Origin of the sequence: Desulfosediminicola ganghwensis (assembly GCF_005116675.2) — a bacterium.
Taxonomy (GTDB): Bacteria; Desulfobacterota; Desulfobulbia; order Desulfobulbales; family Desulfocapsaceae; genus Desulfopila; species Desulfopila ganghwensis.
The window spans coordinates 4,463,019-4,484,259 of the sequence record NZ_CP050699.1; the positions used below are offsets into that span (position 1 = coordinate 4,463,019).

Here is a 21,241-nt window from a genome sequence, read left to right on the forward strand (position 1 = left end):
TGGATAATGGTTAATTGATCTTTACTTTGAAAATCATGGTGCCCTTAGCACTAGCGGCGATTGAGCCGTCTTCACAACTAACATCTGTGACAGTGCCGCTACCGTCATCGGTAACAGTGGCCGTGCTGCCGCTCAGGCCTGTGCAGACGAGACTTGCAGGATGGTAGGTGGTGTTGGCCGGAATCGGGTCACTGATGATTACGCCGCTTGCACCATTGCTCCCATCTTCATTTAAGACCTCAATGGTATAGGTGACGATATCGCCTGGCAGGTAATAGCCGGAACCGTTGTCGCCAGCATCAATGGAGGCTGTCTTTGTTACGTTCAACACAGGCCAGTAGACGGTATATGTCGCCAGAGCAGAGTGCTCGCCGTCAGTGTCAATGTCGTCAGTATAGGTACCGTTACTATCTGCGAAGACCGCTTCGCTTTCGTTGGCATCATTGGAGCCAGGGTTATCACCAATTGCATCCTGAGACAGAACATTTTGGGAGCCATCGGTGGCTGTCGCGCGCAGATGGTAATCATATGCTTCCCCATTTGCGGCATCGGCCTCGGCGTCGGCGACGATGTAGATGGTGGTCACCGCGTCTCGTTCAAGATTGATGTATACTTTTTTAGTGGGATCGGGATCGGTCAGCTTTGTATCCTCACCAATCTGATACCCCCCACTCGTACCGTCCTCCTGCCAGATTTCGACGTTTGTCATGTCGTAATCTGCTGCGCCCGGTAACGCTTCCAGCAGCATTTCCAAGGTCTCGCCAGTTTTGGTGTTGCCGTCGTTGGTGACCGTAAATTGGAGAACGTAGTCCAATCCTTCAGGTACAACAGAATCACCCGACACGGCAGCTACAAGCGGACGGATTTTGTGGTCGACCTTAAAGCTGACCTTACCATCGACCTTAGGAGTAGTTACCCCACCAATGGTGAAAGTGACGCTCGCCGTGTTTTCGATTAAGGTATCGGCTGTAGTGTCAGTTATTGCTGCTTGGACCTGGCCGGCAACAAGCAGGGCCAGGGTGGACCCTAGAACGGTGCCCAACATTCCGCTCATGTTTCGTTTCATCTTTTTCTCTCCATTTGAGTTTTACTTTGTTGCATGGCAGACAACTGGCCATGACAACTTTGCAGTAACTGCCTTTTATCGTTTATAAATATTTCTTCTTTAAAGCTGTTTATCTGTCACCTAAGTCACTGGTAATCTATTTCAAACGAGCGCGGAACTCCACATCCTTGCTCTCCCCCGGTTTGAGCGAAGACTTGAGCTGCCAGCGGACATGGGTGTAATCCCTTCCGGTGGCCGGGCGTGAAGTGCCGTCCTGCTCGACGATGAACAGGTTGCCGGGAGCATCGAAGGTGTTTCCGTTGTCGGTGGAAAAGGTGACGGCGACCCCGGCTTCGGTGGCCGAGCTGTCGATATAGACGGTATGCTCGGGGATCGGGTTGTTGATGACCACATCATCGATGGGGCTATCACTGACATTGGTGCAGGTGTTAGTGAAAAAAACGATGGTGCCCGGCATGACCTTGGCCGCCGGCACCCGTCTGGTCTCCTTTTCACCCTGTTCATTGACCACCGTCTCCTCGATTTCAGCCTTGGAGACGATGGAGATGGGCTCTTTCGCTGCGGCAATGCCAACCATACTTGTCAAAACCAGCAGCAGCACGGCAAACAGTGTCTGATACGCTTTCATGATTACTACTCCGTCAATAAGTGTGACTCTTTACGTACTAGGAGCCTGTCGGACTACTGCAATTTTTTCACAAATCAAGGCGTCTGGAGGAAATTAAGCGGAGCCATATAATTAATATTGCGAGCATTAATTTCCTCTTGATAACGCTGAGTTGTGAAAAAAGGGCTTAGTCAGACAGACTCCTATTTGATGGTGACTTCAAAGGTGATGGTGTTGGTTGTACCGGGTGCTTCTCCGCCAGTGACATTACCGAGATCGACCTTAATTTCATAACTTTCCGGTACTGTTCCCAACGGCTCCAGCTTTCCCTCGTCACTGTCGTCATCATCAGTCAGTGGGCTGCCGTTGAGTTGCATACTGTCGCCAACATAGCTGGTCGCTGCCGGGATCGGGTCAGTAATCACCAGTCCTGCGGCAGTACCACCAATCACCTCGACAGTAATGGTGTACTCGATGGTGGCGCCCGGTACCGGCTCGGTTCCAGTACCAGTCAGCCCGTCTTCGATCACCACCCCGGTCTTGTCGATGGTAACATCGACGCGGCTGACCTGGTAGGTGCCGTCGGCGTTGGCTGACGCACCGCTGGTGCCGACCACAGCCGCGACACTGCCGTTATAGCCAGCGTTAGCATATGCCGTTCCTTCCGGACCGGTCCCGGTCTGGGCATCAGCCTGCAGGTTGCTGATACCTAGCTCGGTGTCGGCGGGTGTATCAGGGATATCATTGAACACAAAGAGATAAATACTCTCATCTGCGGCCAAGGCAGGCAGGTTGCTCCCGTCATACAGGGTGTCTGTGCCATCATCGTAGGTGTCGTTATCGTTGGCATCGAAATAGATGGTAGTGGGAGTCTCCGGGTCGAAATCATCGGTAGTATCCGTGTTATCAACCGTCAGTGTGAAGCCCTCCTGGTAATTGCCGGTATTGGTCAGCTCATAGGTGAGCATGGCCTTGGACTCTCCCGGTTTTACAGGAACGTTGCTTCCATCGCGTGAAACCAGGGTAACATCGAGCAACTCGGCAACATTGAAGGTGACGGTGTCACTGTCTTTCTCCAGGTCGATGCCATCAACGTTGTAGTTGACGGTGGCCGTGTTGCTGATAGGAGTGCCCGCAATGGTACCGGCTGCCTCCGCCAGCGACGCTGTGGTACCGACAACAAGGCAGGTCAGCATTATCAGGTTTAGTGTTTTCTTCATCTCCAATCTCCTTTCTCTTTAAATCGATGGATCAAAATCATACTGATTGTCGTTTGTGTTTGGTTTGGTCATAACCTCCTCCCTCTTCGGTATCTGGCCTTATGGTTTCTATTGCCTCTATTCCATCTATTGCAGCCGCACCCTGAAGGTGACGGTGAAGGAAGGATCGGTGATCCCGTCCGAAGCGTTGAACTGCCCGGCGGGCATGAACCGCAGGTACTTGACCGAGGGGTCGGTGCCGTTGCCGTCTGCGGTTGGGATCTGGCTGTAATCCGTGCCGTCGGCAGAGAACTCGACGTGATCGGTCAGATCGTTTAAGGCGGTATAGGTGAGGGTCAATCCGGTGGTCGCCTGGACGTTGCTGATTGTGACTGGCGGATCGGTGACCACCAGCGCTGTATGTTCCGGAATGGGATCGACCAGCAATAGCGAATCGGCATCAGTGGCTGCCAGACCAGTGTTAGTGACCGTGATGCGGTATTCAATGATGGCCCCGGGCACGTCATAAGGGTTCACCATGCCATGCTCCGGATCACTGACCGTCTTCGCGGACTTGACCACGGTCAGTACCGGCCAGGCCACAGGCGTAAAATCGACGCTGGCGCTGTCGTTGGCCGGGTCGCTATCGGTCTGGTCAAGGCCGGTGATACTTGCCGAGTTGGTCACGGTGGTGCCGACCGGGCCGTCAACCCCGACCAGGATATCCAGCGTGGCGCTGTCACCCGCAGCCAGGCTGCCGACCAGCCAGCTACCGGTGGAGTAGCTGCCCTGGCTCGGCGTGCTGGAGATCAAGGTGATCCCGGCCGGCAGGATATCCTCCACCTCGAAGCCGGTGGCAGAGTTGGCCCCCTCGTTGGTAACGGTAAGCATATAGGTCACTGCCCCCTGTACCCCGGGGCTGGCGTTATCGATGGTTTTGGTCAGAGCCAGGTCGGTTCCTGCCACAGCAACGTCAGCGCTGGCAAAATCATTAGCTGGATTCTGGTCCCCCTGGTCCACCGCGTTGATCGAGGCATTGTTGGTGATATACAAGCCGCTGGTACTGCCCTTGACCCTGGCGATGATGTTAAGCTGCGCTGTTTGATTGTCCGAGAGGTTACCGATTGTCCAGATGCCGGATGCCTGGTCATAGTTGCCGGTGCTGGAAATATAGCTGACCTCTGGCGGCAGCAGGTCCCTTACCTCCACACCGGTGGCATCGGTCGGTCCGTTGTTGGTGATGGTGACGGTGTAGATGATATCCTGATGCTCGTTCGGGGTAGGATCATCGACGGTTTTAGTGATGGCGAGATCGGTGCCGTCGACGGAAATCACACTGCTGGCAACGTTGTTGAGGTAGTTTGGATCTGCCTGATCACTTTCGGTAATCATGCCCACATTGGTGATGTTCTGGCCACTGGTGCCGCTATCCACCGTGGCATTGATGGTCAATGTTGCGCTCCCTGTCACGCTGAGATTACCGATATCCCATACCCAGCTGGGTTTACCATTGCTCTTGGCATCATAACTTGTGCCTGCAGAGGCCGAATGGCTGGTGTAGGTAACACCTTCGGGCAGGATGTCAGTGACCGCAACCCCGCTTGCCGGATTCGGACCATTGTTGGTCACCGTCAGCGTGTAGGTCGCGGAGTCGCCCGGGCTTGGGATTGAATTATTGACGGTTTTGGTGATCTGCAGGTCGGTACCGTCTACCTTGATGGTAGCCGCAGCCCAGTTGTTTGACTCAACGTCGTCGAAGTAATCCGAAGCGGTTATCTCGGCCGAGTTGATGATGGTCTGCCCTGCCGTGTCGTTGTTCACGTCGGCATCAATTTGCAGTGTTGCCGTGCTGCCAGAGGAGAGAGCACCGAGCGACCAGACGCCGGTCGCTGGATTATAGCTGCCCTGGCTGATCTGGCCCACGCTGTCGAAGCTGATCCCGGACGGTAGCTGATCCGTTACCGCCACGCCGGTGGCATCGTTGGGCCCATGATTGGTCACCACCAATTCGTAACGGACACTGTCGCCTTCGTTGGGAACCGCGATATCGACCAGAGGGTTGTATGAAGGCCCCACGCCCACCATCTTGGTCAATTCCAGGTCGTGGAAGTTCACCTTGATGTCGACTCCGGCCGAGTCGTTGGCCGGGTTGCTCTCAGGCTCGTTGATAACGGTAAGGCTTGCACTATTGGTCAAGATGGTGTTTGCGGTACCGGGCGCAGGACGGGCCGGGATGGTGAGGACAGCCCCGACACCACTGGCGAGATCGCCCACGGTCCAGACTCCGGTTGCTTCATTGTAGCTGCCTTGGGTGGCGCTGTAGCCTGTGGCCGAATCATAGTTCAGACCGCTGGGGAGCAGGTCCGTAACAACAACGCCGCTGGCGTTGTTGGGGCCAAGGTTCAAAGCCCTGACACTGAAAAAAATCAGTTCATTTTCGGCCGGATACTCATCGTCGACCGACTTACTGATTCGGATATCCGTACCGCCGACATAAAGCTCGGCGCTGGCGGAGTTGTTACCAGCGTATCCGTCTATTTCATTGAGTACAGTGATCGTGGCCGTGTTGACAATGTTGCCGATGGCGGCACTGACCTGGGTATCGATGGTCAGGGTGGCGGAAGCGCCGGTGTTCAGCATCCCCACTGACCAGTTGCCCGAAACCGGGTCGTAGCTGCCGACCGATGGTGTGCTGGCCTGGTAGCTGAGACCGGCTGGCAGCTGGTCGTTGACCACAACCCCAGAAGCGTTGTTGGGTCCCTGGTTGGTGATGGTGAGGCTGAACTGAACACTATCGCTCTGCTGTACCACCGAGCTATCAACCGATTTTTCGAGAGCCAGGTCGGTGGCGGTGGTGGTGAAGGTGATGGTATCTGTGCGGTTCACCTCCTGATTGCCGCTGGCGTCGATCGAGTCGATATAGGTAACGGTGATGATCTCCTGATCTGTCGGAGAAGACGCAGGTGGCCAGACCTGAAGAGTTGTATCAGAGGAATCAATATCCTTTGATTTGGTGACTTCCTCGGTCACCACAGCGCCAGTAAACTTTCCGGCCACACCGGTTGCGGTGAGGATAACCACCACCGAGTCGCCGCTTGGCGCGGTGAGTTCTACCCGAATGGTCTGGTCCGGATTGACAGCCAGGGTCTGATCCGCATCGTCGACCCGTACGTAGATGGTTTCGCCACCCGAGGCCAGGTTGACATCGTTGAAACCATCCAGACTGTCGACAAAACGGACCGTGCCGTCCGAGGTGGTTCCTGTCTCCGGCGGGGTACCGAATGGAGTGATGTAGTCGGAGCCCATCTCGTAGAGGGTCGAGCCAGAGACAAGGTCAGCTCCGTCATCAGTCAAGTTATTGGTTGAACGGGAGCTGCCTGCAAAATAGCGGATGAGGGTGTTGTCATCGATGCCTGTCGTAGCCTTGAAAACAGCGTACGGCAGTCGGAAATCGAGGAAATAGTCGGTGTCGCCGCCGATGGAGGTGTCGGCGATAGACAGTTGGTGATTGCCGACCAGCGGATACTCCGCTGCGACATATTCAGCCTTGTCCGAGGGATCTCCGAGGCCTGTTTTATCTGTATTTTCGCGGAGGGAGATGACTTCCGGCTGGGAGATGCCATCGCACATTATCAGCCATTCATAATCATCGGCATTCTGATCAATATCGATTTCAAAGCCCCAGCCGAACTGGGCAAAAACCCCATTGCCGCCTTGAGTGGGATCTCCGTCCAGACGCAGGCGGTAATAGAGATAGCTGCCGTCGTTATAGACGTAGGCAGCTGCAGGGGTGTCTTTGTCCGGATTGGTATAGTCCGGGACGACATTGACCCCACCGTTGGCATCACTTTCGCTGTCCTGAATCGGCTTTCCACTCTTGACCAGTTCGAGCCACTGGCTGTCGGTGGGCCAAGCCCAAGCCGTTGCTGCCAGCAGGAGGTTCAAAGCAGACAGCAGTATGGCAATCCCTAATAATTTCTTGAGATTCACTTTCACCATCACCATCGTTGTTGCGTTCATACACGATTAACGCCCCCTCCTCCCAAAGGAAGGTTTGCAAACAGAACGCTCAGTAGCGCAAGGCATCCGTAACCTTGTCGATACAACGACGATGTACAGTCTACTGTCAGTAGAAGTACCCAAGCACCGGACGAACCCAATTTAACGCAATTGCCTGAAAGAAAAAAGGAAAGTACCAATATTTCAATAGGTAAGTAAATAGGTATATTTACCTATTTGTTGAAAAACAATCACTTTTGCCATTAATTATCAGTTTCAGAGTAGGAAATTTTATCAAAAAGGCAGAAATAACTGAAAAAACTGATATAATAGTGAGTTACTGAAACAGCGGACAATATACGCAACTACCATGGTGAATGAGCTCCTGGCAGAATCCTCAAACTCTACTATAAAGTTCAATAACTGGTAGTTGGCATAACCTCATCGCCACATATACAATCTGAAAACACCCTCAACAACTCACAGGGTTCGTCTTTCCAAAGTTCAAGGGAAAGATTGTCTACCGATTTGGTTTGGATAAAAAAAGCCCCCCAACCGCTCTCATCGCGGTTGAAGGGCTCAAGGCTCATCACAACAATTTACACCATCAGCTTAGCTACGCAGCCGACTGTTTACAGGGGAGTCTCCCCTTCGGTATCACTCCTGCTCCTTCCAGACCCTGGCACCAAGGGCGGTTAATTTATCCACCAGACCTTCATAGCCACGTTCGAGATGATAAATTCTGGAAATTTCGGTTCTGCCACTTGCGGCCAAGCCTGCAATGACCAGCGAGGAACTTGCTCTCAGGTCAGTAGCCATCACTCTGGCACCATTCAAACCATTCATACTGCAGCCATCAACAACTGCAGTGTGTCCATCAACCTTAATTTTTGCCCCAAGACGCTGAAGCTCAGCGACATGCATAAAACGATTTTCGAAGATGGTCTCATGTACTGCACTGATACCTGAGGCAAGAGTCATGAGCGCCATGAACTGGGCTTGCAGGTCAGTTGGATATCCTGGATATGGCGAAGTGGTTATGTCGGTGCCCTTCAGTGGACCAGGTGTTGCGCTGCCATTCGGCTGACGAACCGTGATTGTTGATTCGGTTTCCTCGATTCTGAGACCTGTAGCCCGCAGCTTCTCGAGCAGTGACGGCAGATGCGACGGATTACAATGGGTCACAACCCCCTCTCCACCGGTCGCGGCAATGGCTATCAGATAGGTACCTGTCTCTATTCGATCCGGAATGATTGCACAATTTGCCGGATTCAAGTTCTCGACACCGTGAATTGTGAGTCTGTCGGTATCCCGTCCTTCGATCCTGGCACCCATACCGTTCAGCATGTCTACCAGATTGCCGACTTCAGGCTCCCTGGCCGCATTTTTTATGACAGTGGTACCTTCTGCCTGCACGGCAGCCATCAGCAGATTCTCGGTACCAGTCACAGACGGAAGGTCAAAATAGATTGTGTTGCCTTTCATCCTGCCATCTATGGTGGCGTCAACATACCCACCCTCAAGATCACATGTCACACCAAGCAGTTCCAATCCGTTAATATGGTAGTTGATAGGTCTTGCACCAATAGCACAACCACCGGGCAGGGAAACCCTTGCTCTGCCAAGCCTGGCAAGTAATGGTCCGAGTACGAGCACGGAGGCACGCATGGTCTTAACCAGATCATATGGTGCTTCACCTGATTCGAGATCGGTGGAATCAATTTTCAGAACGTCTCCATTCCGCTCTGATCGCACACCAAGGTTCTCCAACAGCTTCAACATGGTACGGGTATCACGGAGATCCGGTACATTCTTGAGAACATGTTCTCCAGGCGCCAGCAAAGTTGCTGCAATAAGCGGTAGCGCTGCATTTTTAGCACCACTGATACGCACTTCACCCTCAAGCTTTACGCCGCCTTCTATTATGAGTTTTTCCATTTAAGTTTCTTTCCCTGCCTTTCTCAGGCAATAATGGCATGCAGAATTCTGTCGCGACCCGCATAGTCTGAGATAATTTCAACTTTCCGGAAATCCCTGTACCCGGGAACGTGCTCGCTGAACATGGCATGAACAGCCGTGCCCTGATCGGCACCTATCTCCATGAATAGATGGCCGCCCTCAACAAGCATGTCCGATAATTGACGGCGAATACGCACTATCTGATCAAGTCCTTCATCTCCTCCATCGAGAGCCAGGTGGGGTTCATAAACGCCCACCTCCGGCTCAACCTCATGCAACACTGCATGGGTCGTAACATATGGAGGATTGGATACTACCATCGAGACTTTATCGCCTCTGGTAATCACCTCACTGAGCAGATCTGATTGCATCAGCTCCACCAGCTGTCCCACCCCATGAAGAACGCAATTTTCTTTTGTTACAGCCAGGGCTTCAGCTGAGATATCGATCGCCAGGATCTCCCTTTTCAATTCCAGCGCCAATATAATAGCAATAACACCGCTACCGCAACAGAGATCAATAATTTTACCTTCCCCGGGAAAAGAATCTCCGCTCGTTGCGGCCAGTGCCTTCTCGACGAGAAGCTCGGTTTCAGGTCGTGGGATCAGTACTTTTGAGTTCACCTTGAAGCTGAGGGACCAGAATTCCTGCTCACCAAGGATATAGGCTACCGGCTCCCGCTTCACTCTACGGGCAAGCAGTTCTTTAAAACGGTTCTCCCGCTCTATCGGTACTTGATCCTGCCCAAAGGCGAGGAGTTGTGTTCTGCTTTTATTCAGACAATGACCAGCGAGAAGGTACACATCGCTTGTACAATCAGGAATACCTGCGGCCTTGAGCTCGGAAATCCCATATTGTACGAGTTCTGCTATACGCATCAGGGGAGGGAAGATATCTTATGAGATAGGTTTTGAGTGGATGCTGGTACAGAGGCTGGTTACCGGCAACTTGAGAAACAACGCCGGCAACCTATACCTGTAGTTTCTATTGAGTAGATCTACTGAATTTTTTTCAACTTTTCAGCCTGATCTTCAGCTATGAGCGGAAAAATAACATCTTCGAGTTTACCGTTCATAATCTGCTCGAGCTTGTAGAGTGTCAGGTTTATTCTGTGATCAGTGAGACGCCCCTGAGGGAAATTATAGGTTCTGATTCTCTCACTCCGATCACCTGTACCAACCTGGCTCTTACGATCCTGCGAGATCTTAGCCTGCTGTTCCCGCTGCATGGCATCGAACAGTCGGGCACGGAGAACAGTCAATGCTTTCGCCTTATTTTTATGCTGGGACTTTTCATCCTGGCAGGTAACCACAAGGCCGGTGGGCAGATGGGTGATACGAACCGCGGAGTCGGTGGTGTTAACACTCTGACCACCCGGGCCTGAAGATCGATAAACATCAAACTTCAGCTCGTTCATATCTATATCCAGTTCAACTTCCTCGGCTTCGGGCAGAATTGCAACCGTTACCGCTGAGGTGTGAACCCTACCCTGGGTCTCAGTTTCAGGTACACGCTGAACACGGTGAACGCCACTCTCATACTTCAGCTGGGAATATACCTGCTCACCGCTGATGAGGGCGATGATTTCCTTGAATCCGCCTATGCCGAGAGGACTGGAACTGATGGTCTCAACTCGCCATTTCATCGACTCGGCAAATCTCGTGTACATACGAAACAAATCACCCACAAAAAGAGCGGCTTCGTCTCCACCTGTACCAGCCCGGATTTCAAGAAGAGTGTTTTTCTCGTCGTTCGGGTCTTTGGGCAACAAAAGAACCTTGATATCCTTATCGAGTTGCAGCTCACGCTCAGCCAATTCCTCGAGCTCGGCGCGGGCGAGTTCTTTCAGCTCCGGATCTTCATTCTCATCCTTAAGCAACTCTCGGTTCTCAGCAATATCTTCCTGAACACTCTTGTAATCTACATAAAGTTCGTTAAGCTTCGTCAGGTGAGCGTGCTCACGAACAACTTCCCGGTACTCCTTCTGGTTGTTTACCAGAGAAGGATCTGAAAGACGCCCTTCAAGCTCGGACAGCTTATCTTGCAGTTCTTCAAAATTGCCAAACATAGCTTTGTTTATGGGATACTAGAGATGGAATAAAAAAAGTCCACAGCCATGATGATTCATCACTGTGGACTTGATCAATTTGCGCTGCCGTGAAGCGGATGTAAAGCCCACCATTTTTTGGTGTGCAATCGTCGCAGGGGAGATTAACCCTTCTCGGCGAAATGCTTTGCGTAACGCTGCTTGTACTTCTCGATACGACCAGCAGTATCAATAAGTTTTTGTTTTCCTGTGAAAAATGGGTGACAAGCAGAACAGATCTCAACTTTGATCTCGTCCATAACTGAACCCATCTCAAACTCTGCGCCACATGCACAGGTTGCACTCATTTTCTTATATTCCGGATGAATATCATTCTTCATAATTCCCGATCCTCCAACACATCAACACATGTGATGATCAAATTACAGTATAAGCCGTCAGTCTAAAGACACAAGGTGTGCATTATACCGAGGCAAAACAATTTTTCAACAAAAATTAATTTAAACAATTGGTACTTTTTCCCGGCATACCAATTGTCGTGTGCTCACGGGCAACTAGCCATTCATCGACTCGAGGAAATCCTTGTTGCTTTTCTGGTTCCTCAACTTATCTGTAAGAAAGTCCATGCAATCCGCCGGGTTCATGGAGTTGAGCAGTTTTCTCAGAATCCAGATTCTATTGAGCATATCCGGCTTCAACAGCAGATCTTCTTTTCTGGTACCGGAACGTTTAATATCAACCGCAGGGAAAATGCGTTTATCTGCCATTTTCCTGTCGAGTATCAATTCCATGTTACCGGTTCCTTTGAACTCTTCAAAGATAACCTCGTCCATCCGGCTGCCGGTCTCAATAAGAGCGGTAGCAAGAATTGTTAGGCTGCCACCCTCCTCGATGTTGCGTGCTGCACCGAAGAAGCGCTTCGGTCTGTGCAGCGCATTCGCCTCAACACCACCGGAGAGAATTTTACCACTTGCCGGGGTTACGGTATTATACGCTCTGGCAAGTCTGGTGATGGAGTCAAGAAGAATAACAACGTCTTTTTTATGCTCAACAAGACGTTTCGCCTTCTCGATAACCATCTCAGCCACCTGGATATGGCGCTGCGGCGGCTCATCGAAGGTGGAACTGACAACCTCGGCGGTTTTAACCGAACGGGTCATCTCTGTAACCTCTTCCGGACGCTCGTCGATGAGCAGTACGATAAGGTACACTTCCTTGTGGTTTCGGACAATTGAGTTGGCAATTTTCTGCATCAATACCGTTTTACCAGTACGTGGAGGTGCAACTATCAGCCCTCGCTGCCCTTTACCAATCGGGGCAAACATGTCCATAACCCGCATTGAGTAGTTGTCAGGCTGCCACTCAAGCGTGAATTTTTCGTTTGGATGAAGTGGAGTAAGGTTACCGAACAGAGTCTTTTGCTTCGATGCCTCAGGCGGATCAAAGTTGACACTCTCAACTTTCAGCAAGGCGAAATAACGCTCACCTTCTTTGGGAGCACGAACCAGACCGTCAATCACATCGCCGGTTCGCAGGTTCAACCTGCGGATCTGAGATGGGGAGACATAGATATCATCCGGGCCCGGTAAGTAGTTATAATCCGGAGCCCTCAGGAACCCGAAACCGTCTGGCAGAATTTCCAGTACACCACTCCCCCGCATTTTGCCGTCTTTATCGGCCTGGGCCTGGAGTAAGGCAAATATCAGCTCCTGCTTCCGCATTGAGCTGAAGCCTTCCACGTTGTACTCACGGGCGAGCTTTACCAGCTCACCGATCTTCTTAAGCTTTAATTCCGCCAGATTCATTAACGAGTCTCTCCTTTTCAATCTTTTGGCAGGATCCTTTGGCATTTTGCTAAAGTTGTATATCATCCCCGCCAACATAAAGTAGTCGACTAAGGGCATGCATCTGCATGATTAATTTATAAAAAAACATTCCCGGCAAACCAGTTGTTTTCTAAAAACTGTCTGCGAGGCCTATGTTTGTAATCAGTATTTTTAGTGTATTAGATCTGCTTTAGAGTGGAATATTGGGCCTGAAGCTAAGCAACAGTAATTTTCAGGAATTTAACACGGAAAAATACACCTACCTGAGAGGGTGCTCTATTGAACTGGATTGTACATCTGCTGGAACAAAAGACTCATCAGGAGGCAGGGGCTTTTTTCTCTGGCCACACATTTCTTATACGTGCTCTCCCCTTTGCTGTCAAGCTTTTAAAGCCAATATAACTTGGCTTTTTTTATTCCAATCCAAGCTCTTGCAGATTCCTGGCTAAATGGGAAACCTGCAGTACCGTGGCCCCCCAAACTCCCGAATTATTTATGACACTGTCAGCCATCAGTGCCTTCTCTTCCGCACTGATTTGTGCTGCCACCACCGCCTCAGCCTCTGCCTCAGAAACAGTGTCGCGCAGCATGGTACGCTTTACGCTGAGAGCTGTCGGCACATAGACTGCAATGGTATGATCAAAATCATTCTGCCAGCCTACTTCAAAAAGTAGAGGTACTTCAACCAACAGGTGCTTTCCCGCCGCCGCTTCGATCTCCATCTGCCTGGTGACATATGACCGTATATCACTATGGAGCAATGCCTCGAGCTGCTTTTTCAGGTTCGTATCAGCAAAAATCGCTTTTCGTAACGCCGCTCTGTCCACATCTCCGCTCGAACTTATAAAACGACTCCCCCATCGCTGCTGCAGGGCGAGATAGGCAGATTGACCGGGTTGCAGCAATAACCGACTCACTGCGTCGGTATCAATGGAGCGACATTGCAGCCAGCCGGAAAGCATGGCAGCAACCACGCTCTTACCAGACCCGACAGTCCCTGTTAATGCGATATTCATCTGTAGTCAAGTAATTACTGACTTTATTCGCTTAAAGAATCACAAATCCCCTGCATATCTTCCCACAGAGGTGCTGTGAATGACATTTTTCGACCGGTTACAGGATGCTTAAAGACAAGTTTGAAAGCATGGAGCATCTGTCGCGGGAACATCCGGTTGTTTCGCCCGGGACCATACACCGTATCACCCGCTACCGGATGCTTTATATGTGCCATGTGCACACGAATCTGGTGGGTCCGCCCTGTTTCGATGTTTACCCGCAGCAGTGCATATCGTAGGCCATACTCCTCTTCCACGCGCCAGCTACTTGCTGCGTACCGGCCTGAAGTGCCTTCGCGAATAGCCATTTTCTGTCTGTTGACAGAGTGCCGGCCTATCGGTGCAACAATTCGACCTTCGACCCTGTCTGGTACTCCATGCACGATCGCAAGGTACTGCTTGTCGATATCACGATTCTTGAACATCTCCACCAACTGCCGGTGCACCGTTTCATTCTTGGCGACCACCATTATGCCGGAGGTATCTTTATCGAGCCTGTGAACTATACCGGGGCGAATTGAATCACCCACCCCTTCAATATTGGCACAGTGATAAAGCAGGCCATTGACCAGAGTTCCATTGTGATTTCCACTGCCAGGGTGAACAACCAGGCCAGGAGGCTTTGAGATGACAAGTAAAGCATCATCTTCGAAGATAATCGGAAATTCTATTTCTTCGGGAGCAACAGAGAGCGGAGGTGGCTCGTAGAGCGATCCTGTCACCTTTTGCCCTGCTTTGAGCTTGTAACCGGCTTTAGACGGCTCCCCATCCACCAGGATAAGACCTGACTTTATAGACGATATGATACGTGAACGGGAAACATCAGGAATTTGCTGGACGAGCAGGTGATCGAGCCGTACACCGGCAGTGGTCGGCTCGACCTGAAGAGAGATTGTCTCATCTTCACCCAACTCTGTCTCACTTTCGTATTGAGCTGATTTCATTTCTTCTCAATCGGGCAGGAGAAATGCTGCCGCTCAGTCAATAATTAATAAGAAAATTTATGCAAAGATAGTATCGATTTTCTGGGAAACCGATGCTTCTTCAATCTGTTGTGCCAGAGAGAGCTCTTTTACCAGCAAACTTTTTGCAGTATCAAGCATCTTCTTTTCACCGTAGGAAAGATCTTTATCAACACTCAGCAGGAAGAGATCACGAAGAACCTCGGCAACTTCATGGACAGAACCAGTCTTGATTTTTTCCATATAGTCGCGATAACGCCGATTCCAGGTCTGACTGCCAATCTCGGTTGACCTGTCTTCGAGAATATCGATCACTTCATCGACCTGCTTCTTGTTTACAATCGCTCTGAGACCAACATTCTCACTACTGGCTGTCGGAATCATGATGGTCATTCCGTTCTCAAGAATTTCCAATACATAAAAGGTGTGATCGACACCTGCAACAGATTGAGTTTCAATAGCTTTAATAACACCTACGCCGTGGGCCGGATAAACCGCCATATCACCTTCAGCAAACACTACTTTCTCCTCTGTCGGATACTACATTAAAACTCGAAAATGACTTTTCCCTGTACAGCTGCTACAAACAAAGCTAAACATGCAAAAGCCGGTTTTGTCTCCTTCAGTAAGGAGCAAAACATGCAGACTCGATAACCCAAAGTTCAGAGTTCTGACCATGAGTGCGCGCCTGCGTATCATGAAAACCAAGGGTCATTATACCATATCTAGCATAATCTTGCCCTTACTTTTCCCGATAATTCGCTCTCATAAAGATAACGACGGGACTATATGAAGGTTTTTCAGGCTATTTGATACTGTTGATCAGGCTCATGGCTCTCGCGGGTCCCTCTGTAATAAGGAACTGCAATCCATCTTCGATGAAAGTAACGCGTTCATTCACCAGATCAACCTCTTCACCGGACATGCTGGAGAGGACATATTTATCTACCGGAAAATCAGGGTGGACATCACCTTTACCAGGACGGCCTATTCCTACTTTAAGTCGATAAAAATTATTTGATCCAAGAGACTCGGTCATGGAGCGAATACCATTGTGACCGCCAGCGCCACCACCACGTACGAGTTTCAGGCGCCCGGGGTTCATATCGAGGTCATCATGAATCACTACGATGTTCTCTACCGGCACCTTATAAAAGCGGACGAACTCTGCCACGGCTTTGCCGCTCAGGTTCATGAAGGTCATGGGCTTCACCAGATTGATTCGTGAGCCCCAGCGGGAAATGCGACAAGAGCGGGCGTTCCATTTTTCAAGGGAAAGCTCGCTGCCCCATCGTCTGGCAAGTTCATCTATGATGACAAAACCAACATTATGACGAGTGTCAGCGTATTTCTGACCCGGGTTACCAAGACCTACTACTAGAAATTCGGTATCTGCCATTGAACCAAAAGTGTTTCACATACAATAAAAAATCCGGAAGGAACATATCCCCTTCCGGATTATAAACAGTCAGCAAAAATGCAATTTTGATCTTTGAAGCTGCCTGCCTGATGACCTGCCCGAATTATTTGGTTACACCAACGCAGGTTGCATCCGGGTTGGAAACCATTTTTACGTTCTCGGCAATCTCAATTGCAGAGAATTTCAACTGGTCACCAATGTTCAGGCCACTGATATCAAGAGTAACCTCATCCGGAATATCAAGCGGCTTAGCCTCAAGAACAACTGAGGTAGCCATAACTTCAAGGCTACCACCAAGGTCAACACCTTTAGCGGTACCTTTGAATTTAACAGGCACTTTAAACTGTTTTTCTTTATCAAGGTCGATCTCGCAGAAATCTGCGTGGATCAAGGTGTCTCTGATTGGATCGGTTTGCAGCTCTTTCACCATGACACTCTTTTCACCAACCTCGTCGATTTTCAGAGTAACAATAGCGTTACGTCTAACGATCTCCATCAGGGTTGCTGAGAGGGTTTTAGTGTCCATCTGCAGCATCTGGGCCTCTCCACCCTTTCCGTAAACAACGGCTGGGGTAAGGCCTTCCATACGAAGACGACGCATATAACCTTTTCCGCTAACGGCTCTAACAGCCGCGCTTATATCTACCTGAATCATAATTCCTCCTGGGCTCGCCTTTTTGTACGCCGTTGATAGGTATACAGACGTCCGAGTTGTAAAAAAAAATAAAACTGTTTCTATTTATCAGATCAGCCCGAACTTACACAAAGAGCGAGCTGACAGAATCTTCGTTGTGAATGCGTTTAATAGCGTTTGCAAGCAGCTCTGAAACTGAAAGAACCTTGATCTTGTCACAGGCCGCTGCCTCAGGGAGAAGCGGAACAGAGTTCGTGACTACCAGTGATTTCAATACAGAGTTGTTGAGTCGCTCTACGGCAGGGCCGGAGAGAACCGGATGACTGCAGCAGGCATGCACTTCTTTGGCGCCATTCTTTATCAAAGTCTCTGCACCGTTACAGAGGGTGCCTGCGGTATCGACCATATCATCCATCAGGATGGCGGTCTTACCGCGAACATCGCCGATCACGTGCATCGCTTCACACTCGTTGGGACGATCGCGACGCTTATCGATAATGGCCAGCCCGGCGTTCATGCGTTTGGCAAAAGCGCGAGTCCGCTCAACACCACCCGCATCGGGTGAAACCATAATCACGTCTTCAAACTGGTCTTTGATGTAATCAAGCAGAACCGGCGCAGCATACAGATGATCTACAGGGATATTGAAGAACCCCTGGATCTGGCCTGCGTGCAGGTCCATGCAGAGTACCCTGCGAACGCCCACAGCCATAAACATCTCGGCAACAACTTTTGCGGTGATGGGTACGCGTGGCGCATTTTTTCTGTCCTGGCGGGCATAGCCATAATATGGAACGACAGCGGTAATCCTTCTGGCTGAGGCGCGGCGAAGCGCATCCACCATGATCACCAGTTCCATCAAGTGGTCGTTAACCGGCCGACAGGTTGGCTGAACAACAAAAACATCCGCACCGCGAACATTTTCCTGGATTTCAACGAAAATCTCACCGTCGCTGAATTTGCGAACGTCAGATGCTGTGAGGGGCTGACCGAGATGTTTACATATCTCCTGGGCCAGCTCGGGGTGGGCATTACCGGTTACTACCTTCAGTGCTTTTGGCATTGTTCTACTTTTGTGGTGTTTGGACAGAGTATAATACAAACGCAAAAATGGCTGGGGCGGGAGGATTCGAACCTCCGAATGCCGGGATCAAAACCCGGTGCCTTGACCGCTTGGCCACGCCCCAACGCACGATCGAGTAACAAAAACTCCATCTTTATATTGCTGACGCAACATTTCTGCCGCGTCTTGTACAGCTACCTGACCGGACTTGTCATCAGGAAAAACACCGAACACTGTCGGTCCGCTTCCGGACATCATCGCCCGCGAAGCACCGGTATTGAGTAGATCATGCTTCATCTGCTCAATTTCCGAAAACTTCATGCTGGTAACCAGCTCCAGATCGTTACACATATCGTTGTACGACAAGGTTTCGATATCGTGTTTTCGAAAGCGAGGTAATATAGACTCTTCGATTTTAGTTGTCAACGCTAAATTTTCAAAAACCCATTTTGTAGAAACCGAAAAGCCAGGGTTGACCAAAACGATGGTGCATGAGGTAAGAGGTTCCACCGGCTGCATTACTTCACCGATGCCCGTTGCCATTACCGCACTATAGGGAACAACAAAAAACGGAACATCAGCGCCTAAGCAGGCCGCCTTTCTCACCAGTTCCTCCTGGGAAAACTCATCTCCGAAGTGATGATTCAGGCCTCTGAGCACCGTTCCGGCATCACTGCTGCCGCCACCCAGACCTGCTCCTGAAGGAATTCTTTTTTTTAAATTAAGAGCTGCACCAAAACCTTTTGCCCTCTTGCTCGATTCAAAATAAATCTTTGCGGCCCTGTAAGCCAGATTCGTCTCATCGACGGGTAAGTCGGGGTCATCACACACCAGCGTGATACCGGGTTGTGAGGTAAGCTCAAGCTCGATCTCGTCGTAAAGATCAAGTTTCTGCATCCAGGTTTCAAGTTCATGATACCCATCAACCCTTCTGCCGACAACCCGCAACATCATATTTATCTTGCAGGGCGCCTGCAAATGCAACACTTCACCACCCACAGCAACTCCTTTCATCCACCCCCGAATCAACGTACAAGATGACCAGGGACACACAATTATTTCAAAATGTTATTTCACCGCTTTAACAAAACGCAGCTTAACGTCATAGACTATATTCTTCAGCATCTCCTCTTCCTCGGTGGAGAGGTTGCCTTTGGTCTTTTCCTGCAGCATCACCAGGGTATCGATGGCATGCCTGGCCAGCTCATGATTAATTTCGGTTTTACCGGTCTGTGGGTCCCTTATTTCGCCCAGGTGGTAGAGGACCGAAGTATTCAGAGACATCACAAACGCCGAAAAAGTTACCTCCGGCATTACGCACTGCCCTTTTGTATTCGGCACCTTTCCTTCCTCACAAGCACAATCCTCTGGGGATTGCACTGTATCTTTTGCTGCTTTCTCTGTCATGGTAGGTTCCTTTTTTCTCTCTGACAATTATCCCGCCTTTGAAAACGGGCTAAAATCCATTTAAATTCAGTCCCTGTGCTGCGTCAATGTGTTTAAGGGCGCGAACTTTTTCTAACAGCTCTTTTGAGATCAACTGATCGGTACTGAGCAGAATGATATTCTGATTACTCGTTTCCTCACGTCCCACAGTCATTCTGGAAATATTTACCCCGTTATCACCAAGCGTTGTCCCCAGAGCACCAATCACCCCTGGAACATCCTTGTTGAATACCAGCAGCATCGGCCCGGAGGGTAAAGCTTCGAGGCGAAAAGAGTTTAACCTTACCAAACGCGGCTCATTTTTACCGAAGACAGTACCGACCAGGATATTTTCACCCTCCTCCGAAACTACTCTGGCTGTGAGCGTGTTGGTAAAATCGCCGGCTCTGTCCGATTTGGACTCCACCACCCGTATTCCCCTGTCTCGTGCCACCACAGGGGCGTTCACGTAGTTCACCGCATCTTTTAGAATTGGCGTAAACAACCCTTTCAAAAAGGCTACGGTTACAGGGCTGGTATTTACATCAGCCAGCTCACCGCTATACTCCACGTTCACTTCTTTCACCCCGCCCTGGGAGAGTTGCATCTGCATAGTACCAAGCATTTCTCCCAGGGTCAGGTACGGACCGACCTGCGCCAGCACTTCGCTGCTCACCGAAGGTACGTTGATGGCGTTGGTCACTGTACCGTGCAGGAGAAAATCGGCAATCTGCTCCGCGATTATGAGTGCAACATTTTCCTGCGCCTCACTGGTGGAAGCACCAAGATGCGGTGTGCAGATAAAATTATCAAGACCGAGCAGAGGGCAGTTATCGTGACTGGTCGGCTCATTAGCAAACACATCCAGCGCGGCACCACCAATTAACCGGTCGTTAAGGGCATGATAGAGCGCCTGTTCATCGCATACACCTCCCCGTGCGCAATCGATGAACATCGCATCACTTTTCATGTTCCTAAAGAACTCGTGGGACACAAGGTTGGCGGTCTCTTTCGTCTTCGGCACATGAACCGTGATAAAATCTGACCGTTTCGCCAACTCTTCCAGGCTGACTAACTCAACCCCGTTTCTTTCGGCCGTATCAGGCGGCATGTGAGGGTCATAGGCAATGGTCTTCATTTTCAAGCCCTGAGCCCTGCTCGCAGCGATCGAGCCGATACGACCTATACCAATAATACCCAGCGTCTTACCTGTCACCTCCCTGCCCATGAATTTCTTCTTCTCCCACTTGCCGGCTTTCATGGAGGCTGTAGCCTGGGGGATGTTGCGGGCAAGCGCCAGCATCATGGAAATTGCGTGCTCGGCAGTGGTTACGGCATTGCCGTCTGGTGCGTTCATCACCACCACTCCCTCGGCACTGGCAGCCGGGATGTCTACATTGTCGAGGCCTATGCCTGCCCTGCCGACAACTTTCAGATTTTTTGCTGCTGCAAGCAGTTCCTTGGTAACTTTGGTGGAACTACGGATCACCAGCCCCTGGTACTGCCCGATTATCTCCTGCAATTCTTCCGGAGCCAGTCCCGTACGCACATCCACATCGAGACCAGCCTCTTCAAGGACCTTTACCCCTACTGGGGAAAGATTATCACTGACCAGTACTTTCATCTCTACTCCTTTCTTTCGCTTGCACGTTTCAGGGTTATGGCGACCACTCCGCTATGCAGCGCCAGCTAAGGGAGAAGAGCCAACACAGTGAATTTTCACACAACACAAAAACAAGGCGCACTAAAATCGCCCGCCGCGACATCAGGAAGAAACGTTACCTAATCTGTTAAATTCAAAAAAATATACTGGGTTAACCAGGGGAGAACAACCAAAAATATCGGCGCCGGCCGTCACACACACCCGCACGATCAAATGTATAGACCGATCTCATCAGGAATTCAGATCATTGGTATTGAACAATGATCCCATTATGTATATATAGCATGCACGAAAACTCTATCCGCAGCTCAGATAA

Annotated in this window: 18 protein-coding genes and 1 tRNA gene; all 19 read right to left on the reverse strand. The window is 50.4% G+C overall.

Annotated features, from left to right (window positions below):
• Positions 1 to 10: 10 nt before the first annotated feature.
• Complete coding sequence (locus tag FCL45_RS19110) at positions 11 to 1,066, reverse strand: DUF11 domain-containing protein (protein ID WP_136797753.1); 1,056 nt, start codon at positions 1,064 to 1,066, stop codon at positions 11 to 13.
• Between the two features lie 136 nt (positions 1,067 to 1,202).
• Complete coding sequence (locus FCL45_RS19115; protein WP_136797751.1) at positions 1,203 to 1,694, reverse strand: DUF11 domain-containing protein; 492 nt, start codon at positions 1,692 to 1,694, stop codon at positions 1,203 to 1,205.
• A gap of 182 nt (positions 1,695 to 1,876) precedes the next feature.
• Positions 1,877 to 2,893, reverse strand: a complete 1,017-nt coding sequence (locus tag FCL45_RS19120) for a DUF11 domain-containing protein (RefSeq protein ID WP_136797749.1) — start codon at positions 2,891 to 2,893, stop codon at positions 1,877 to 1,879.
• Between the two features lie 126 nt (positions 2,894 to 3,019).
• The gene (locus FCL45_RS19125; RefSeq protein ID WP_136797747.1) at positions 3,020 to 6,892 is read right to left on the reverse strand and encodes a DUF11 domain-containing protein; all 3,873 of its coding nucleotides are present in this window, start codon (positions 6,890 to 6,892) and stop codon (positions 3,020 to 3,022) included.
• Between the two features lie 636 nt (positions 6,893 to 7,528).
• A complete protein-coding gene (gene murA, locus FCL45_RS19130) occupies positions 7,529 to 8,809 on the reverse strand; it encodes a UDP-N-acetylglucosamine 1-carboxyvinyltransferase (protein ID WP_136797745.1) in 1,281 nt (426 codons plus the stop codon).
• 23 nt (positions 8,810 to 8,832) lie between these two features.
• A complete protein-coding gene (prmC, locus tag FCL45_RS19135) occupies positions 8,833 to 9,708 on the reverse strand; it encodes a peptide chain release factor N(5)-glutamine methyltransferase (RefSeq protein WP_136797743.1) in 876 nt (291 codons plus the stop codon).
• A 119-nt stretch (positions 9,709 to 9,827) separates the two neighbouring features.
• Positions 9,828 to 10,898, reverse strand: a complete 1,071-nt coding sequence (gene prfA / locus FCL45_RS19140) for a peptide chain release factor 1 (RefSeq protein ID WP_136797742.1) — start codon at positions 10,896 to 10,898, stop codon at positions 9,828 to 9,830.
• Between the two features lie 143 nt (positions 10,899 to 11,041).
• Positions 11,042 to 11,257 (reverse strand): 50S ribosomal protein L31, encoded by a 216-nt coding sequence (gene rpmE, locus FCL45_RS19145; RefSeq protein ID WP_136797740.1) that lies wholly within the window; start codon positions 11,255 to 11,257, stop codon positions 11,042 to 11,044.
• Between the two features lie 174 nt (positions 11,258 to 11,431).
• Positions 11,432 to 12,682 (reverse strand): transcription termination factor Rho, encoded by a 1,251-nt coding sequence (gene rho, locus FCL45_RS19150; RefSeq protein WP_136797738.1) that lies wholly within the window; start codon positions 12,680 to 12,682, stop codon positions 11,432 to 11,434.
• A 434-nt stretch (positions 12,683 to 13,116) separates the two neighbouring features.
• On the reverse strand, positions 13,117 to 13,719 hold the full coding sequence (gene coaE / locus FCL45_RS19155) for a dephospho-CoA kinase (RefSeq protein WP_136797736.1): 603 nt from the start codon (positions 13,717 to 13,719) through the stop codon (positions 13,117 to 13,119).
• A gap of 23 nt (positions 13,720 to 13,742) precedes the next feature.
• Positions 13,743 to 14,702 (reverse strand): RluA family pseudouridine synthase, encoded by a 960-nt coding sequence (locus tag FCL45_RS19160; protein ID WP_136797734.1) that lies wholly within the window; start codon positions 14,700 to 14,702, stop codon positions 13,743 to 13,745.
• 57 nt (positions 14,703 to 14,759) lie between these two features.
• Complete coding sequence (locus FCL45_RS19165; RefSeq protein WP_176360070.1) at positions 14,760 to 15,239, reverse strand: CarD family transcriptional regulator; 480 nt, start codon at positions 15,237 to 15,239, stop codon at positions 14,760 to 14,762.
• A gap of 286 nt (positions 15,240 to 15,525) precedes the next feature.
• Entirely contained in the window at positions 15,526 to 16,119 is a 594-nt protein-coding gene (pth, locus tag FCL45_RS19170) for an aminoacyl-tRNA hydrolase (protein ID WP_136797733.1), read from the reverse strand.
• A gap of 124 nt (positions 16,120 to 16,243) precedes the next feature.
• Positions 16,244 to 16,795 (reverse strand): 50S ribosomal protein L25, encoded by a 552-nt coding sequence (locus tag FCL45_RS19175; RefSeq protein WP_136797731.1) that lies wholly within the window; start codon positions 16,793 to 16,795, stop codon positions 16,244 to 16,246.
• Between the two features lie 103 nt (positions 16,796 to 16,898).
• A complete protein-coding gene (locus FCL45_RS19180) occupies positions 16,899 to 17,837 on the reverse strand; it encodes a ribose-phosphate diphosphokinase (RefSeq protein ID WP_136797729.1) in 939 nt (312 codons plus the stop codon).
• Between the two features lie 48 nt (positions 17,838 to 17,885).
• A tRNA-Gln gene (locus FCL45_RS19185) sits at positions 17,886 to 17,961 on the reverse strand.
• Complete coding sequence (gene ispE, locus FCL45_RS19190) at positions 17,925 to 18,851, reverse strand: 4-(cytidine 5'-diphospho)-2-C-methyl-D-erythritol kinase (RefSeq protein ID WP_136797727.1); 927 nt, start codon at positions 18,849 to 18,851, stop codon at positions 17,925 to 17,927. The genes FCL45_RS19185 and ispE overlap by 37 nt, the downstream gene beginning before the upstream one ends.
• Positions 18,852 to 18,905: 54 nt before the next feature.
• A complete protein-coding gene (locus FCL45_RS19195; RefSeq protein ID WP_136797725.1) occupies positions 18,906 to 19,244 on the reverse strand; it encodes a DUF1844 domain-containing protein in 339 nt (112 codons plus the stop codon).
• Between the two features lie 49 nt (positions 19,245 to 19,293).
• The gene (serA, locus tag FCL45_RS19200) at positions 19,294 to 20,886 is read right to left on the reverse strand and encodes a phosphoglycerate dehydrogenase (protein WP_136797723.1); all 1,593 of its coding nucleotides are present in this window, start codon (positions 20,884 to 20,886) and stop codon (positions 19,294 to 19,296) included.
• Positions 20,887 to 21,241: the final 355 nt, after the last annotated feature.

Bases quoted from the DNA above. Each gene is read 5' to 3' on its own strand.
- FCL45_RS19110 (WP_136797753.1), bottom strand. From the start codon at position 1,066: ATGAAACGAAACATGAGCGGAATGTTGGGCACCGTTCTAGGGTCCACC.
- FCL45_RS19115 (WP_136797751.1), bottom strand. From the start codon at position 1,694: ATGAAAGCGTATCAGACACTGTTTGCCGTGCTGCTGCTGGTTTTGACA.
- FCL45_RS19120 (WP_136797749.1), bottom strand. From the start codon at position 2,893: ATGAAGAAAACACTAAACCTGATAATGCTGACCTGCCTTGTTGTCGGT.
- FCL45_RS19125 (WP_136797747.1), bottom strand. From the start codon at position 6,892: ATGAACGCAACAACGATGGTGATGGTGAAAGTGAATCTCAAGAAATTA.
- murA (WP_136797745.1), bottom strand. From the start codon at position 8,809: ATGGAAAAACTCATAATAGAAGGCGGCGTAAAGCTTGAGGGTGAAGTG.
- prmC (WP_136797743.1), bottom strand. From the start codon at position 9,708: ATGCGTATAGCAGAACTCGTACAATATGGGATTTCCGAGCTCAAGGCC.
- prfA (WP_136797742.1), bottom strand. From the start codon at position 10,898: ATGTTTGGCAATTTTGAAGAACTGCAAGATAAGCTGTCCGAGCTTGAA.
- rpmE (WP_136797740.1), bottom strand. From the start codon at position 11,257: ATGAAGAATGATATTCATCCGGAATATAAGAAAATGAGTGCAACCTGT.
- rho (WP_136797738.1), bottom strand. From the start codon at position 12,682: ATGAATCTGGCGGAATTAAAGCTTAAGAAGATCGGTGAGCTGGTAAAG.
- coaE (WP_136797736.1), bottom strand. From the start codon at position 13,719: ATGAATATCGCATTAACAGGGACTGTCGGGTCTGGTAAGAGCGTGGTT.
- FCL45_RS19160 (WP_136797734.1), bottom strand. From the start codon at position 14,702: ATGAAATCAGCTCAATACGAAAGTGAGACAGAGTTGGGTGAAGATGAG.
- pth (WP_136797733.1), bottom strand. From the start codon at position 16,119: ATGGCAGATACCGAATTTCTAGTAGTAGGTCTTGGTAACCCGGGTCAG.
- FCL45_RS19175 (WP_136797731.1), bottom strand. From the start codon at position 16,795: ATGATTCAGGTAGATATAAGCGCGGCTGTTAGAGCCGTTAGCGGAAAA.
- FCL45_RS19180 (WP_136797729.1), bottom strand. From the start codon at position 17,837: ATGCCAAAAGCACTGAAGGTAGTAACCGGTAATGCCCACCCCGAGCTG.
- ispE (WP_136797727.1), bottom strand. From the start codon at position 18,851: ATGAAAGGAGTTGCTGTGGGTGGTGAAGTGTTGCATTTGCAGGCGCCC.
- FCL45_RS19195 (WP_136797725.1), bottom strand. From the start codon at position 19,244: ATGACAGAGAAAGCAGCAAAAGATACAGTGCAATCCCCAGAGGATTGT.
- serA (WP_136797723.1), bottom strand. From the start codon at position 20,886: ATGAAAGTACTGGTCAGTGATAATCTTTCCCCAGTAGGGGTAAAGGTC.